This is a genomic window from Persephonella sp., assembly GCF_027023985.1.
GTDB lineage: Bacteria > Aquificota > Aquificia > Aquificales > Hydrogenothermaceae > Persephonella_A.
On record NZ_JALVTW010000021.1, the window covers coordinates 1 to 14,992 of the forward strand.

At 35.0% G+C, this 14,992-nt stretch carries 17 protein-coding genes; 6 read left to right on the forward strand and 11 right to left on the reverse strand.

What is annotated here, in order from left to right:
• A partial coding sequence (locus MVE07_RS05595; protein WP_297455188.1) for a DNA methyltransferase occupies nt 1–641 on the reverse strand: 641 nt, incomplete at its 3' end.
• Nucleotides 642–643: 2 nt separating this feature from the next.
• On the reverse strand, nt 644–1,672 hold the full coding sequence (locus MVE07_RS05600) for a zinc-binding dehydrogenase (protein ID WP_297455191.1): 1,029 nt from the start codon (nt 1,670–1,672) through the stop codon (nt 644–646).
• A gap of 89 nt (nt 1,673–1,761) precedes the next feature.
• On the opposite strand from MVE07_RS05600, the gene secD reads away from it, so the two are divergent.
• Both secD and secF read left to right on the forward strand, forming a co-directional pair.
• Nucleotides 1,762–3,297 (forward strand): protein translocase subunit SecD, encoded by a 1,536-nt coding sequence (gene secD / locus MVE07_RS05605; RefSeq protein WP_297455194.1) that lies wholly within the window; start codon nt 1,762–1,764, stop codon nt 3,295–3,297.
• A 10-nt stretch (nt 3,298–3,307) separates the two neighbouring features.
• Entirely contained in the window at nt 3,308–4,240 is a 933-nt protein-coding gene (secF, locus tag MVE07_RS05610) for a protein translocase subunit SecF (RefSeq protein ID WP_297455196.1), read from the forward strand.
• A gap of 474 nt (nt 4,241–4,714) precedes the next feature.
• Here the strand turns inward: secF and MVE07_RS05615 are convergent, their stop codons facing one another.
• The 5 genes from MVE07_RS05615 to fmt form a co-directional block, all read right to left on the reverse strand.
• A complete protein-coding gene (locus MVE07_RS05615) occupies nt 4,715–5,566 on the reverse strand; it encodes a c-type cytochrome (RefSeq protein ID WP_297455198.1) in 852 nt (283 codons plus the stop codon).
• Nucleotides 5,566–6,771: a cytochrome bc complex cytochrome b subunit gene (locus MVE07_RS05620; protein ID WP_297455201.1), complete on the reverse strand. Its 1,206-nt coding sequence runs from the start codon at nt 6,769–6,771 to the stop codon at nt 5,566–5,568. The genes MVE07_RS05615 and MVE07_RS05620 overlap by 1 nt, the downstream gene beginning before the upstream one ends.
• An 11-nt stretch (nt 6,772–6,782) precedes the next feature.
• Entirely contained in the window at nt 6,783–7,277 is a 495-nt protein-coding gene (locus tag MVE07_RS05625; protein ID WP_297455204.1) for a Rieske 2Fe-2S domain-containing protein, read from the reverse strand.
• A gap of 107 nt (nt 7,278–7,384) precedes the next feature.
• Complete coding sequence (rlmB, locus tag MVE07_RS05630; RefSeq protein ID WP_297455208.1) at nt 7,385–8,119, reverse strand: 23S rRNA (guanosine(2251)-2'-O)-methyltransferase RlmB; 735 nt, start codon at nt 8,117–8,119, stop codon at nt 7,385–7,387.
• A gap of 68 nt (nt 8,120–8,187) precedes the next feature.
• Nucleotides 8,188–9,123, reverse strand: a complete 936-nt coding sequence (gene fmt / locus MVE07_RS05635) for a methionyl-tRNA formyltransferase (protein ID WP_297455211.1) — start codon at nt 9,121–9,123, stop codon at nt 8,188–8,190.
• Nucleotides 9,124–9,213: 90 nt separating this feature from the next.
• On the opposite strand from fmt, the gene MVE07_RS05640 reads away from it, so the two are divergent.
• The 4 genes from MVE07_RS05640 (at nt 9,214) to kdsB (ending at nt 12,878) form a co-directional block, all read left to right on the forward strand.
• The gene (locus tag MVE07_RS05640) at nt 9,214–9,846 is read left to right on the forward strand and encodes a sulfite exporter TauE/SafE family protein (protein ID WP_297455214.1); all 633 of its coding nucleotides are present in this window, start codon (nt 9,214–9,216) and stop codon (nt 9,844–9,846) included.
• A gap of 10 nt (nt 9,847–9,856) precedes the next feature.
• A complete protein-coding gene (locus tag MVE07_RS05645; RefSeq protein WP_297455217.1) occupies nt 9,857–11,263 on the forward strand; it encodes an MBL fold metallo-hydrolase in 1,407 nt (468 codons plus the stop codon).
• Nucleotides 11,264–11,341: 78 nt separating this feature from the next.
• Nucleotides 11,342–12,142, forward strand: coding sequence for a thiazole synthase (locus MVE07_RS05650; protein WP_297455219.1), 801 nt, complete (start codon nt 11,342–11,344; stop codon nt 12,140–12,142).
• Between the two features lies 1 nt (nt 12,143).
• A complete protein-coding gene (kdsB, locus tag MVE07_RS05655) occupies nt 12,144–12,878 on the forward strand; it encodes a 3-deoxy-manno-octulosonate cytidylyltransferase (RefSeq protein ID WP_297455221.1) in 735 nt (244 codons plus the stop codon).
• Here kdsB and MVE07_RS05660 read toward each other — a convergent pair.
• Genes MVE07_RS05660 through MVE07_RS05675 form a run of 4 tightly spaced genes read right to left on the reverse strand, consistent with a single transcriptional unit; the run spans nt 12,875 to nt 14,975 of the window.
• Nucleotides 12,875–13,231: a hypothetical protein gene (locus MVE07_RS05660; RefSeq protein ID WP_297455222.1), complete on the reverse strand. Its 357-nt coding sequence runs from the start codon at nt 13,229–13,231 to the stop codon at nt 12,875–12,877. The genes kdsB and MVE07_RS05660 overlap by 4 nt on opposite strands.
• Nucleotides 13,231–14,493 carry an MFS transporter gene (locus tag MVE07_RS05665; RefSeq protein WP_297455223.1) on the reverse strand — a complete coding sequence of 421 codons (1,263 nt, stop codon included), beginning with the start codon at nt 14,491–14,493 and terminating at the stop codon, nt 13,231–13,233. The genes MVE07_RS05660 and MVE07_RS05665 overlap by 1 nt, the downstream gene beginning before the upstream one ends.
• Nucleotides 14,494–14,691 carry a hypothetical protein gene (locus tag MVE07_RS05670; RefSeq protein ID WP_297455224.1) on the reverse strand — a complete coding sequence of 66 codons (198 nt, stop codon included), beginning with the start codon at nt 14,689–14,691 and terminating at the stop codon, nt 14,494–14,496.
• Nucleotides 14,691–14,975: a hypothetical protein gene (locus MVE07_RS05675; RefSeq protein ID WP_029520795.1), complete on the reverse strand. Its 285-nt coding sequence runs from the start codon at nt 14,973–14,975 to the stop codon at nt 14,691–14,693. Before MVE07_RS05675 ends, MVE07_RS05670 begins: the two co-directional genes overlap by 1 nt.
• Nucleotides 14,976–14,992 lie beyond the last annotated feature (17 nt).

Genomic DNA, 14,992 nt, shown 5'->3' on the forward strand with positions numbered 1-14,992 from the left:
GGGGATGGGAAGTTAATTTTATTGAATTGCTCTAATTGTTGTTTAAGTTCTTTCTCAAATTCTAAAATATGGTTGTTTTCTTCATATATTTTTAAACTTTTCAAAATTTCATTTATTTTTCTTTGAAGTTCTCCTAGGTTTACATTTGCAAATTTTACCTCTGTTATTATTGTGTTAAATTCAGATATATCTATTCCTATACTGTGAATATTCATTTCATTCGCTTGTATTAATGTGGTTCCACTTCCAACAAATGGGTCTAAAACTATATCTCCTTCTTTAAAATACCTCTTTAGGAAATATTCAACTAATTGGGGAATAAATTTCCCTTTATAAGAATGTAGTCTATGAACATGTTTTGTTCTTTCTCTTTCTGGTATCCAATCAAATGATAATTCCCAATTAATATCTTTACCTAATTTTTCTTTTATTTCCTTTTCCTTGTTTAGAACATTTTTTTCATAATATTTTTTTAATTCATCCAAAGAGATGAGAGTTTTTCCGTCTTTCTCATATCTATTTATTTTTCCATAATTTACTAAATATGATATGTTGCTTTCTGTTATTTCTCTATTCAAAAATTCACTCGCCCATTGAGATGCCTCTTTAAAAGTTAACAATTTTTTTTCTAATACTTTCATTTTTATCTTACCCTTACCACTATTTTTCCAAAAAACTGTCTGCTGAGGAGTTTTTTATATGCATCTTTTATATTTTTAAACTCGAAAACGCTATCAATTACAGGTTTTAGTTTGTCCGGGAAAAATTTAAGATAATGTGCAACTTCTCCTTTGGTTCCCATATAAACTCCGTGTATTGTTAAATTTTTACCGAATATTTTCCTCAGATTTATTTGCGGTTCTCCTCCTGTTGTTGCCCCAAAAGTAACCACTTGACCACCTTTTTTTGTTGCTTCTATAGAGTTTGGAAATGTTTCCTGCCCAATATGGTCTATAACAATATCACACATTTTGCCATTTGTGATTTCCCTTACTTTCTCAACAAAATCTTCTTTCTTATAATTTATGACAAAATCTGTTCCTATCTCTTCTGCTTTTTTTGCTTTCCAGTCATCTCCTACAGTTGTTATTACTTTGGCTCCATATAATTTTGCTATCTGGATGCCTGCTGTCCCAACCCCACTACCGCCGCCGTGGATAAGAACAGTATCCCCCGGCTTTACTCCGGCTCTTGACACAAGGGAATGCCACATTGTTGTGTATGTAATACCTATTGATGCTGCTTCTTCAAAAGAAAGTCCTTCAGGAATTTTAAATGCATTTACAGCCGGAATTTTTACATATTCTGCAGATACACCATTTTGGATAACCCCAAGAATATTATATTTATCACATTGGTTATCTTTCCCTGATAAGCAGTTTTCACAATAACCACAGGATAGACCAGGATAGACTATAACCTTATCTCCTTCTTTTATATGCTTAACTGCCTTTCCTACTTTTACGACAACACCTGCACCATCTGAGGCAAAAATATGTGGCAGTGGTATCTGAACAGGATATTTACCTTCCATTATCCATATATCCAGATGATTTAAAGAAAAAGCTTTAATATTGACTAAAATTTCATCCTCGTTTATTTCAGGAATAGGAAAATCCCCTATCTTAATATTTTCATAGCTGCCATGTTTATCGTAATATGCTGCTTTCATTTTAACCTCCTTAATTTTTTCAGGATTATAACCATTTTACATTGAAATTTAAGGTATAATAACCATAAAAAAGTTTTAAGGGGACGCTATTGAAAGCAGATTTAAAGTGGAAATTGTTACTCACATTCGGAGTTTTGGTAGTTTCAATCTATTTTATTTTTTCAAAACCTGTAAAGCTGGGACTTGACCTTCAAGGTGGCATGAGTATTGTTCTTGAGGTTGATGTAGACCATGTAATACAAACCCAGTATAAACAACTGGCCGCAGACATAAAGAAAAAACTGAAAGAAGCAAATATAGATGTTCTTAATATAAAAGTCTCCAAAGACAAAATAATTATTTCCCTTCTTGACCCTACCCAGATAGATAAGGCATACAAAATAATTTCTGATAATTTTCCGCAGATAAAAGCAGAAACTTCCGATGGAACAATTACAGTTGCATTTGCTCCATGGGAATTAAAAAGAATTAAGAAACTTACTATTCAACAGGCTGTTGAAACAATCAGAAACAGGATAGATGAATTTGGAACTTTAAATGCAAATGTTTCTAAACTTGGGGAAAAAAGAATTCTTGTTGAAATTCCCGGGGTTGTTGACCCTGAAAGAGCTAAAGCTATTATCGGTAAAACAGCCCAGCTTGAACTTCTTGAAGTTGTTGATAGTGCATTTAGCAAAGAAGAATTATTGAAACGTTATCCAAAATTACCTCCAGGAACAAAAATATTAGAAGGGGTTCCAGAAAAAATAAACGGTAAAGAAGTCAAAGAATGGTTCCTTGTAAAAGACACTCCTATTGTTACAGGTTCACAGTTAAAAGATGCAAGGGCTGGAGTTGATAGTAGAGGAAAACCTGCTGTTAATTTTGAGCTTACAGATGAAGGGGCTGCAATTTTCGGTGAAGCTACTGCTAAAATGATAGGTAAAAGACTAGCAATAGTATTAGATAACAAGGTTGTTTCTGCACCAGTTGTCCGTTCCCGTATATCAAAATCCGGACAGATCACCGGAAACTTTACCCCTGAAGAAGCTGCAGACCTTGCTGTAGTTCTTAGAGCCGGTGCATTACCTGCTCCTGTTAAAATTCTTGAAGAAAGGGTGATAGGACCAACCCTTGGTAAAGATTCTATACAAAAAACATTAAGAGCAGGTATAGTTGCCTTAATTCTAGTTGGATTATTTATGATATGGAGATATGCAATTTCCGGATTTATCTCTGTAATGGCATTACTGTTTAACGGAATTCTTCTGTGGGCAGCAATGGTTTTCTTAGATGTTACACTTACCCTCCCTGGTATAGCAGGTATTATTCTAAATATTGGTATGGCTGTTGATGGTAATGTAATTATATTTGAAAGAATTAAAGAAGAACTTAAACGGGGTAGAACCCTCCGTGTTGCCATAGAAGAAGGTTTCAAAAGGGCATGGGATGCTATTCTTGACGCCCAGATTACTACGTTAATTGCAGCATTTGTTTTATTCCAGTTTGGAACAGGGCCACTTAAAGGATTTGCAGCTACATTATCTATAGGGACAATTACTTCCATCTTTACAGCTGTATTTGTTACTAAATTGTTCCTTGATATAGTTCTTGGCGGTAAAAAATCCCTTAAATATGCATTTTAGGAGTGAGTAAATGAGGAACTTTTTAAATGAACCACCAAAAATAGATTTTATGAAAATAAAAAAGCAGGGATATATAGTTTCTACCCTACTTGTTATTGCCAGTCTTGTATTAATTTTTACAAAAGGTTTTAATCTTGGTCTTGATTTTACAGGAGGAACGTCTATTCAAGTTAAGTTTTTAGACAAAGTATCATCTGCTCAAATAAGAGAAGCCCTTCGTCTTGTAAATCTTCAGGACTCAATGATTCAAGAAATTGGGACAGAAGGAAATGAATATGAAATAAGAGTTTCTTTAAAAAAAGGAAAATCTTCAGAGATAGTCAAAAAAGTAAAAAAAGCTCTCAAAGAAAAGTTTGGAGATAAATTTGAGATTAGGAAAATAGATTATATTGGTGCTGTAGTTGGAGAAGAGCTACGGAAAGCCAGTGTTTATTCTATTATTGCTGTTATGATAGCTATTCTTATATATGTTGGATTTAGATTTGAACCAGTATTCGCGATTGGTGCTGTAGTTCCACTATTCCACGATGCAATAATAACTCTTGGCTTTTTCTCTCTATTGGGTGAGGAAGTTAATCTGTCTGTTATAGCAGCAATTTTAACAGTGTTAGGTTATTCTCTTAACGACACAATCATTATATTTGACAGAATAAGGGAAAATATAAAAATCAGAGGTAAGAAAAATCTGCTGCAACTGGTTAATCAAAGTATAAATGAAAACCTTTCCAGAACGATTATAACTTCTGGAACAACCCTGTTCTCAGTTCTGGCTCTTTATCTATTTGGTGGGGAATCACTAAAAGGCTTTTCACTGGCACTCCTTATCGGTATAATGTTTGGAACATATTCTTCCATATATGTGGCATCCCCAATTGTTGTTGACCTTGAAAGATTCCTTAAGAAAAAAGGAGGAGAAAGCAAAAAAGCTGCAAAACCTGCCTGATTTTAAATATAACAGTTTATTTATGGAAATATAAAATATGGCAAAATTTGATAAAACCTTAAGGAATATAATCCAAAATATCCCCAAAAGTTTATAAGCATTCTAACAGGAAAAAAAGGTTCTAAAATTCTTGATAATACCTTCCTATATGCTACAGAAAAAGTGGCAGATTTAGTCTTAGAAATAGAAGATTGTTATATTTTCCACCTGGAAGTGCAAACACAAAACGATAAAAATATGTCCTTTAGAATGTGTGAATAAAAGCGAATAGATGTTTGGATATTTCTATAGAAATTGTTGAAAAGTAAAAAAAATTTTATCAAACAGGCATATGTGTATATGATAGTATCAACAAATCTAAACTATTTAAGGGTGGAATTCAGATTATAGTAGAATTACATAAGTTATATAGATATCTTTTTAAGGATATATTAATTGAATGAAAAGAAGGGGGGAGATTATCCCCCTTCTATATTAGTGAAGGTTTTTCCAGATTTTTCTTTTCCAAGCATAAGTAAGACCAATCATAACGAGCATATAAGCCAGAACAATGATACCAACTTTCTTTCTTTGCTCTCTGTGAGGGTCAGATATCTTATCAAGATAAGCAAGTAAATTTTCTTCAGCTTCTTCTTTTAATCCAACCCTTGGCATAGAAGTTCCCGGAATTATAACCTGAGGTCTGTTTATAAACGCTTCAAGATATTCTTTTCCTTTAGCTCTCATTATGACAGAAAGGTCAGGAGGAACTTTACCGAGGTATTTTTTCAGATTTTGTGTTGGAGTTTCAGCATAAATTTTTTGATACTTTACGCTGTGACATCTTCCACATGCCTGTTTAACAAGCTCTTTTCCTTCTACTTTTTTAGCCGTTGATTTGAGATAAGCAATAATATCAGCTATTTGTTGGTCATTAAGACCCATTGCGGGCATTGCTATTTTTTTGAATTCTGTTGCTTTTGCAGGATTTTTAATAAAGTGATACAGGAATTTTTCATCTACAAAAGATGCAATGTTTGAAAGATCAGGAGGCACCACGCCAAATGAAGCAGCTGCAGTTTTTGGGTCCATAGGTGCTTTTATTCCATCAGCTTTAAGTCCGTGACAAGAAGCACAGAACATTTGGAAGTTTTGCTTTCCTTGTTGTGCATTTCCATTTAAAGAAGGTGCAGGACCGAGGTCAGAAAATTTATAGTCAGGTAAGTGATTTTTTTCAATAGCTTCTTCGATATGTTTGTGCATAATACTGTGTGCAAGAGGCTCAATTCCCCAGTAAGTAATACCTACTATAATAGCTACTATTATAAGTATTTTTAAGTCCTTCATTATTGCCCACCTCCAGAAGCTGCCTTTCTTTTCTCAATGGCTGAGATAATTGGGAGTGAAAAGAAGAATAGGAAGTAAATAATAGATGTTATAAATCCAAGCCATGCGAACATACCTGTTGGTGGCAGCTTACCAAGAATTGTTAATGCTACAAAATCTGCAACAAAAATCCACCACATAATTTTAAACAGTGGTCTATGCTTTCCACTTACATAAGGATATGGAGATGTATCAAGCCATGGTAAGAAAAGTGGAATAAACATAGATAATACGAAAGCAATAAGACCAAGGTTTTGGCTAAAGAAGAATCCTCTCAATACTTCATAGAAGGAAAGGAAATACCATTCAGGATAGATATGAGGAGGTGTCTGTAAGTAGTTTGCAGGCTGGAAGTTAATTGGATCCATTGCAAATTCGTAATTAAAGAATACCAGATAGAAGAAGAAGAATAGGAATAAAGACATTACAAAATATTCTTTTGACATAAATACAGGCCAGAAAGGAATTCCTTTTTCTTTCTTCTCTTCTTTTGTCATTGGAATTCCATCTTCATTGTTGGAACCTACAATTCTAAGAGCATACATATGAACTGCAGAGAAAACTGCTACAAGGGCAGGTAACAATGTTACGTGTAATGCAAAAAATCTTGTTAGTGTCGCATCAGCAACGATATAGTTACCTCTTATCCATATAACAAGGTCAGAACCAATAAATGGTATTTTTGAGAAAAGAGTTGTAATTGTTTGAGCAGCCCAGTATGACATCTGTCCCCAAGGAAGTAGATATCCTGTAAACGCTGTAGCTGACATTAAAACAAACAGGATAAAACCTGTAACCCAGAGAACTTCTCTTGGAGCTTTATACGAACCGTAATAGATACCTCTGCCCATATGAATAAATAAAACAAGGAACATTATGGAGGCTGCAACAGCATGTGTATGCCTAAACACCCATCCAAAAGAAACATCCATCATTATTGTTTTATTAACACTATCAAAGGCAAGTTTTGCATCAGGTTTATAATACATAAGAACAAATATTCCAGAAACAACAAGGATAGCAAAAACAAGTATTGTTAAAACACCTGAACTCCAGAGCCAGTTAATGTTTTTAGGGATGTAATATTCTGACATTAGCACTCGCCATAAAGCATTAATGGCGAGCCTTTTATCAAGCCACTCCATAAATCCGCCTTTTTTCTCCATCACCTATCCTCCTAACCTTTCATCATTTTTTCATATTCGGGACCAGTTTCCCCTAAAACAATAATGTTTCCTTCTAATTTAAATGGAGGAATATCAAGAGGTCTTGGAGGAGGACCAAAAGTATTTACACCACATGCATCATATTCACCACCGTGACAAGGACATTTAAATATTTGTTTATCTGCCTCCCAGTTTGGAATACAACCAAGGTGTGTGCAAATACCAAGAACAACCACATATTCCCCTTTGATGGCTCTATTGTTGCATTTTTTCATCTCAGGTGTAAGTCTGAGAACAAATACAGGTTTACCTCTCCACTGAACAACCTTAAGCTGACCCGGTTTGACCTTTGAAAGGTCAAATTTTACCGTTCCAGCAGCTTTTACTTCTGGTAAAGGCTCCCAGGTCTTATACATGGCATATAAAACGCCACCAAGCCCTACAGCAGCCCATCCTCCCATTGCATACAGGAGGAAATCCCGTCTGCTAACTTTTTCTTCAGCCATTTTATACCTCCTCTTTAATATGTGCGTTAGTTATTTCTAACAAACTCATATCTTATTTATTTTGCATCATCTTTATTACAAAATCAAAATTTTTATGACTTAAATCATTACTCTATCCAATGTTGCTTTGCCACTTCCCAAAGGGCTATCGCCGTAGCAGATGATACATTTAAGGAAGTAACTTTTCCTTTCATAGGTATAGTTGCTACAAGGTCAGCTGTGTCCATTACAGATTTAGAAACTCCTTTACCTTCTGAACCTAAAACTACTGCTAGAGGAAATGGGAAGCTGAGTTTATGTATTGGTTTTCCTCCTTTTTCCACGGCCATCACCCAGCCGCCTTTTTTCTTAAATCTTTCTAAGAATTGTCTAAGACTACCCACTTTTGTTATTGGAATATGAAATACGGCTCCTGTGGATGCTTTGACGACAACCTCGTTTATAGGAGAACTTCTTTCCCTTGGAATAACGATACCGTTAACACCGAAAACCTCAGCTGTTCTTATCATATTTCCTACGTTTTGAGGGTCTGTTATGTGATCCATAACCAGCAAAACCCCTTCTTTTTCAATGACCTCATCTATAAGGTCAGTGTCATTCCAGTATTGAATGGGGCTTAGCAGCGCTACTACCCCTTGGGTTTTTTTAGTCCCTGCTATTTCTTCGACCTTTTTTCTTGGAACTTTTTGAATTTTTACCTTATTCTTTTCTGCAAGTCTTATCAGTTCTTTTGGCAGGTGAGTATCATGTGCCATTAAAATCTTTTCAATACTTTTACCTGCCTTTAAAGCTTCTATAATAGGGTTTCTACCCCAGATAACAAATCTGTTTTTTTCTTCCATTTATAAACCCTTATATGATATTAAGATATGTTGTTAGATATATTTTATAATTGATTTTAATCAAAAATTTAGCCAAGAATTTCTCCCTCTTTTATGTGATATCCTCTAACTGCTTCATCGGCTGTTATTGCTTTGCTGTTTGGAAATTGGACTTTAGTAATAAGTAATTGACCTTTTCCTGTCTGGACGATGAACCCTTTGCCTTTGATTATTTTGACTATTTCACCGGCTTTTCCTGTGGAATTTTCATCTATTATTTGGGCATCAAGGATTTTGATTTCTTTATCTCTAAATTTTGTAAATGCTTTAGGCCAGACCTTCAGTGCTCTAATTTGATTAAATATTTCTTTTGCAGGTCTGTTCCAGTCTATTTTTCCTTCTTCTTTTTTTATGGGTTTTGCATATGTAGCCTTGCTATGTTCTTGAGGAGTTTTTGTTATCTCCCCTTTTTCTATTTTATCCAGAACTTTAACAAGCAGTTTTGCTCCTTTCAATGCCAGTTTGTCGTGCAGGGAAACAATATCATCTTCAGGAGTTATTGGAACTTCAACACATTCATATATATCACCAGCATCCAATTCTTCTGTTATTTCCATTATACAAACACCTGTTCTTTCTTTTCCTTCCATTATTGCCCTGTGTATAGGTGCTGCCCCCCTGTATTCTGGTAGTAAAGAGGCATGAACATTAATTGTTTTGTATTTTGGAAGTTCTATAATTTCTTTAGGTAATATTTTTCCATAAGCAACAACTACGAATATATCAGGATTTAATTCCTTAAGCTGTTTGTATAGCTCTTCATTGTTTTTAACTTTTTCAGGTTGAAAAACAGGAATACCTGCTTCCTGTGCAATAACTTTTACAGGTGGTGGAGTAAGTTTTTTACCTCTTCCTTTTGGTTTATCCGGTTGTGTAACAACACCTACAACTTTGTGCTTTGAACTTAAAAGGGCTTTCAGACTTTCGGCTGCAAAATCCGGTGTTCCCCAGAAAACTATTCTCAATTTGTCCTCCTTTTTCTTTTTATTTTATTACATTGCATAGCCGGGAATATAGTTATATTATTATTTTTGAACTTGAATAGGAGGAAGTAATTGCTAAAGTATCTCCTGATAACACTGGCCGGTTTTCTTGGCTCATATCACTGTATCGGAATGTGCGGTTTTATCCCTCCTTTGATACAACATCGTTCATGGCTAATCGGAAATATCCTTTATAATGCAGGAAGGATCTTTTCTTATATGTTTCTTGGTTTTGTTGCAGGATATGCCGGAATGTTTTTCCATAAAATTGGATTTCAGCTTTTTCAAAAATCCCTTTCTGTTTTTCTCGGTGTTGCAATGATCATATTTGGTCTCCAGATAACCGGAAATATAAAAGAAAAAGGAGTTCCAGGATTAGATCTTATTTTTATAACAATTAGTGAGATTTTAGCTAAATTTAGAAGAAACCCTTTTTTCCTTGGGATGTTTAACGGATTTTTACCATGCCCGCTGGTTTATGCATTTTTGATGCAAGCTATTTTTGAAGGCTCTCCTTTTAGAGGAATGCTTGTAATGTTTTCATTTGGATTGGGAACTGTGCCTGCTATGCTTTTTGCCAGTAAGCTGTTTCAGGTTCTCAGTCCAAAACTGAGGAAAAGATTGGCATCATTTTCAGGTGTAATAGTTATACTTCTTGGAGTATGGTTAATCCTCAGAGGCTTAGGCGTAATCCATCATCATTAGGAGGAATAAAATGATTGACAAAGTGGTTGTTCGCTCTTTTGGTGCAGCTGAAACTGTAACAGGCTCATGTCATCTTCTTGAGATAGGAAAGCTTAAAATACTTGTTGACTGTGGTATGTTTCAAGGTCGTGATGAAAAACATAACTATGAAGATTTCGGTTTTAATCCGAGAGATGTAGACTATCTTATAGTAACCCATGCCCATATTGACCATATAGGTAGAATTCCTCTTCTGGTGAGAAGAGGCTTTAGAGGAAAAATTGTTTCTACTGCTCCTACGCGGAATATAACCCGTATAATGCTTCTTGATGCTGCCAAAGTAATGGAAGAAGAATATAGAACCAGATATAAAAAAGCTTTGAGACGAGGCCATCCTGAAGATGTCCCTCCACCTTTGTATGATGAAGATGATGTTTATGATGCCATGGAACATTTCAAAATAACTCTGGATTATCATCAACCTTTGGAACTTACAGATTACCTGAAAATAACCTTTAAAAATGCTGGGCATATCCTAGGGTCTGCATATGTCCAGATAGATGTAAAAATCAATAATAAATGGAAAAGTTTAATCTTTTCCGGTGATCTTGGTATGAAAGAAAGGCTTATTATTAAGCCCCTTGAATTTTCTAAAGATGGTCAGGTTATTTTTACAGAATCCACTTATGGAAATAGATTACATAAAAACCTAAAAGAAACCCTGAAAGAATTTAAACAAGCTGTTATAGATAGTTTTAATCGGGGTGGAAATATAATAATTCCGACGTTTGCTTTAGAAAGGTCACAAGAAATACTTTATGTTTTAAGACATATGTATGATAGAGGAGAACTTCCAAAATGCAAGGTATTTTTAGACAGTCCCCTTGCAATATCGGCAACAAAAATATTTTTACAATTCCCTGAATATTTCAATGAAGCTACACGTAAAATGGTAGAAAGAGGAAAAAATCCATTTATATTTCCTTACGTTCATTTTACAACTACCGTTGAGGAGTCAAAAGCAATAAATGCAATAGACAGTGGTGCAATTATCCTTGCAGGAAGTGGTATGTGCACAGGGGGAAGGATAAAACATCATCTTAAACATAATTTATGGCGTCCTGAATGTTCAGTTATATTTGTTGGTTACCAGGCAAAGGGAACCCTTGGAAGACAGATCGTAGATGGTGCAAAAATGGTAAAAATCTATGGGGAAGAAATAGCAGTAAAAGCTAAAATTTATACGATTAACGGTTTTTCTTCTCATGCAGACCAATCTGTTTTGCTTGAATGGCTTTCTAACTTTGAGAATACAGAACTAATAAATATTATTCATGGAGAACCTGAAATAATGCAGGTATTTAAAGATAAAATAGACCAGACATTAAAAGTAAAAACACATATTATGAAAAAAGGCGAACCCCTTTACATAACATAGACATATCTCATAAATTGTTGAAAATGTTATGTATTATAATTAAATTGTCTCAACCAAAGCTAAAATGGAGGTCTTTAAATGTTTGATTTGGAAAAATTTCTACAAGAAGACAAACTTATAATCGGTGACAGAGAATTCACATCAAGGCTTATTGTTGGTTCAGGTAAATATAAAGATTTTGAGGAAACAGCAAAGGCAACAGAAGCCTCCGGTGCACAGATGATAACTGTTGCAGTCAGAAGGGTAAATATAACAGACCCTAATAAGCCAAATCTTCTTGATTACATAGATACATCAAAAGTAATGATACTTCCAAATACAGCCGGTTGTTATACAGCTGAGGAAGCTGTTTTAACTGCTAAACTTGCCAGAGAAGCCCTTGGACATGGATTTGTCAAACTTGAAGTTATCGGAGACCAGAAAACACTTTATCCGGATATGATAGAAACCTTAAAAGCGGCAGAAATCCTTGTTAAAGAAGGATTTACTGTTCTTCCTTATATAACAGATGATCCTGTGATGGCAAAAAGATTTGAAGAAATAGGTTGTGCTGCTGTTATGCCTCTTGCAGCACCAATTGGCTCAGGACTTGGACTTCAAAACCCATACAACATTCTTTTCATAAAAGAGGCTGTTAATGTTCCTGTTATTGTTGATGCAGGTATAGGAACAGCTTCAGATGCTGCTATTGTTATGGAACTTGGAGTTGATGGTGTTCTGATGAATACAGCTATCGCACAGGCAAAAGACCCTATAAAAATGGCTGTTGCGATGAAACATGCGGTAATTGCAGGAAGACTTGCCTACCTTGCAGGTAGAATACCAAAGAAAATGTATGCTTCAGCCTCATCTCCAATGGAAGGGGTAATCGGAAGATAAATTGGCTGTAATAATCATCCCTGCAAGAAAAGGCTCAACAAGACTAAAAAATAAGCTTCTCCTTCAGGTGAAGGGGAAGCCTGTTATCCAATGGACGGCAGAGAACTGTCTAAGGGTAAAAAATGCCAGTCGTGTTATTGTGGCGACAGACAGTCAGGAAATAGCCGATATATTCAAAAACTCTGAAGTAGAAGCAATTTTAACTCTATCTGACTTTAATAGCGGAAGTGATAGGGTTGCCTATGTGGCTAAAGAACTTAATGAAGATAAAATCATAAATGTCCAAGGGGATGAGCCTCTTCTTGAGCCTTCAGATATAGAAAAAGTAATATACGCACTGGATAAAGCCCAGATTTCAACCCTTGCCTATCCTATTCAGGATGAGGAGGACTATCTAAACCCTAATATTGTTAAAGTAGTCATTGATAAAAACGGATATGCCCTGTATTTTTCCCGTAGTCCTATCCCTTTTTATCGGGATATAGATTTTTCCCAGATGGTTAAAAATTTTGAAACTCCTGTTTTAAAGCATATTGGAGTTTACGGATATAGAAAAGAGGCGCTTATGGATTTTGCCTTTAAACTATCTCAGACAACCTATGAACAGATAGAGAAATTAGAACAGCTGAGACTTCTTGAAAATGGTTATCGTATCAAGGTGATAAAAGCTTCAAAAGATACCCTTGGAATAGACACAAAAGAAGATTTTGAGAAATTCTGCCAGATAGTTAGCTAACTTTCTGCTTTTTTCATAAAGAAAATCTCACCTATACCACCAATAACCAGGTATATCCAAACAATTGTGTCCATATAAAGCCTGTCCTGGAAAGTAAGGATAATCAAAACAACAAGCAGTAAAAATGCATAAATCAAGAATGGAACAGCCTCAGATGGTTTATTAAATAATGTTTCATAACTATAATTTCCATTTTTCATCTCTTTTAGAATAAATACTGTAGCACCAACACCTATCCCTAGGGAAACCAGAAAAACATACTCATTTTGATACTCAGGGTAAACACTCATAATAATAGCAACCCATAATGGTAAGTCCTGAAGAAGCTCAGCTATAAATACTTTGTTGCTCATTATTTCAGTGGCTCTTTTGCTGTTTCTTTTAGTGTGATTCCTGCCAGAAAGGCAATTGTGGCAGCAAATATTAGATAAAAGGCTGGGGAATTAATATTTCCGGTAACTTTAATAAGATATGTAGCGATTAAAGGTGCTGTTCCTCCGAATATTGCAAAAGGTAGATTATATCCGATTGAATAACCACTGTTTCTAATCTGTGTTGGGAATATCTCAACAAGTGTTGTCGGCAGTATAGACATAAATCCTGCTACAACTATTGCGAATAATATCTGTCCTATTAGTGCATTCTCAACACTACCGGAAGAAATAAACTTAAATAACGGATATGCCAGAATAATAGTTAGACCTGTGGAAACAAGTATTATAGGTTTTCTACCAATCTTGTCTGAAAGCCAGCCGAAAAAAGGGATTAAAACGGCAAGAATAATCATGCTAATCGTGTTAATGGTTAATGCCGTTGATTTGGGAAATTTAACAAACACAGCAAGATGATTTGCTATATAAACAAATATTGTATAAAATCCAACGGCCTGAAATGTGCTTAGTGCAAATGTTTTCATAAATTCCTTGTATGCTTTTTTAAACACATCTAAAACAGGATTTTTATCTATAAGCTCTTCATATTCCAGTTCCATAAACTTTGGGGTTTCATCTATATTTTTTCTAACGTAATATCCTACTATTCCCAATAAAACTCCCGTAAAGAAAAGAATTCTCCAGCCCCAAGCATATAGAGCCTGTTCCGATAATATTTTTGTAACTATAGCCCCTGAAGCTGAACCAAGAAGAATACCAACAACAGCTCCCAAAATCCCAACACTTCCGAACAATCCCCTTTTATCTTGAGGTGCGTGTTCCACAATAAAAGAAACAGACGTTGTATATTCACCACCTACAGATAAACCCTGTAATAACTTTAGAAGAACTAAAAGGGTGGGCGCAAGAATTCCTATCTGTGCGTAAGTAGGGAGTAGTCCAATGGCTGTTGTAGATAAAGCCATCATTATTATTGATATGGTTAAGGCCTTTTTTCTGCCATATTTATCCCCGATATGACCAAATAAAATTGCCCCTACCGGACGCATAACGAACCCAACGGCAAAAACACCGAAGGATTTAAGCAAAGAAACCATAGGGTCTGAAGAAGGGAAAAATAATTCACCAATAATAACAGCAAGAAAACCGTAAACAACAAAATCATACCACTCTAAAACATTACCTATCATTCCTGCAAATAATGTTTTAGAATGCTTTTTCATTTATGCATCCACCCTGAAGTCTTCTTCATCAAGGAGAAGGTTTTCGAGAATAAGGTCAGGAACTAATTCATCATCTTCAAAATTTTCTAAAACTTCCAGATAAATCTCTGCAACCTGTTTGTTAGGGTATTTTTCTTTTAAAAATTTTCTAAGCTGTTTTACCTTTACTGTTTTATTATTTTTTGCCAGGTCTGACATTATCCTATTTTTCCTTTGAGGTTTTTGATCATTTTGTCACCGGCTATTTTGTATCTAATATCCCTTTTGGCCAGTTTTTCCATCTCTGATTTTATATATTTTTCTGCTTCATCAGTTGCCATTTTGTATCCGAGGACATAAGCAGTAAGGGCAAGTATAGCAAATCCTGTAAATTCTACTATCTTTGATGCTATTTCATTTGGAATAAATAAACCACCTACGGCAAGTAAAATTCCCACTGCCAGAAAAATCTTCCAGTATTTCAGCAATACATTTGCAACCATTTTCTCTCCCTTGAAAT

Bases quoted from the DNA above. Each gene is read 5' to 3' on its own strand.
- MVE07_RS05600 (WP_297455191.1), bottom strand. From the start codon at position 1,672: ATGAAAGCAGCATATTACGATAAACATGGCAGCTATGAAAATATTAAG.
- MVE07_RS05670 (WP_297455224.1), bottom strand. From the start codon at position 14,691: ATGTCAGACCTGGCAAAAAATAATAAAACAGTAAAGGTAAAACAGCTT.
- MVE07_RS05645 (WP_297455217.1), top strand. From the start codon at position 9,857: ATGATTGACAAAGTGGTTGTTCGCTCTTTTGGTGCAGCTGAAACTGTA.
- MVE07_RS05620 (WP_297455201.1), bottom strand. From the start codon at position 6,771: ATGGAGAAAAAAGGCGGATTTATGGAGTGGCTTGATAAAAGGCTCGCC.
- MVE07_RS05665 (WP_297455223.1), bottom strand. From the start codon at position 14,493: ATGAAAAAGCATTCTAAAACATTATTTGCAGGAATGATAGGTAATGTT.
- MVE07_RS05625 (WP_297455204.1), bottom strand. From the start codon at position 7,277: ATGGCTGAAGAAAAAGTTAGCAGACGGGATTTCCTCCTGTATGCAATG.
- rlmB (WP_297455208.1), bottom strand. From the start codon at position 8,119: ATGGAAGAAAAAAACAGATTTGTTATCTGGGGTAGAAACCCTATTATA.
- MVE07_RS05675 (WP_029520795.1), bottom strand. From the start codon at position 14,975: ATGGTTGCAAATGTATTGCTGAAATACTGGAAGATTTTTCTGGCAGTG.
- secF (WP_297455196.1), top strand. From the start codon at position 3,308: ATGAGGAACTTTTTAAATGAACCACCAAAAATAGATTTTATGAAAATA.
- MVE07_RS05650 (WP_297455219.1), top strand. From the start codon at position 11,342: ATGTTTGATTTGGAAAAATTTCTACAAGAAGACAAACTTATAATCGGT.
- MVE07_RS05615 (WP_297455198.1), bottom strand. From the start codon at position 5,566: ATGAAGGACTTAAAAATACTTATAATAGTAGCTATTATAGTAGGTATT.
- MVE07_RS05660 (WP_297455222.1), bottom strand. From the start codon at position 13,231: ATGAGCAACAAAGTATTTATAGCTGAGCTTCTTCAGGACTTACCATTA.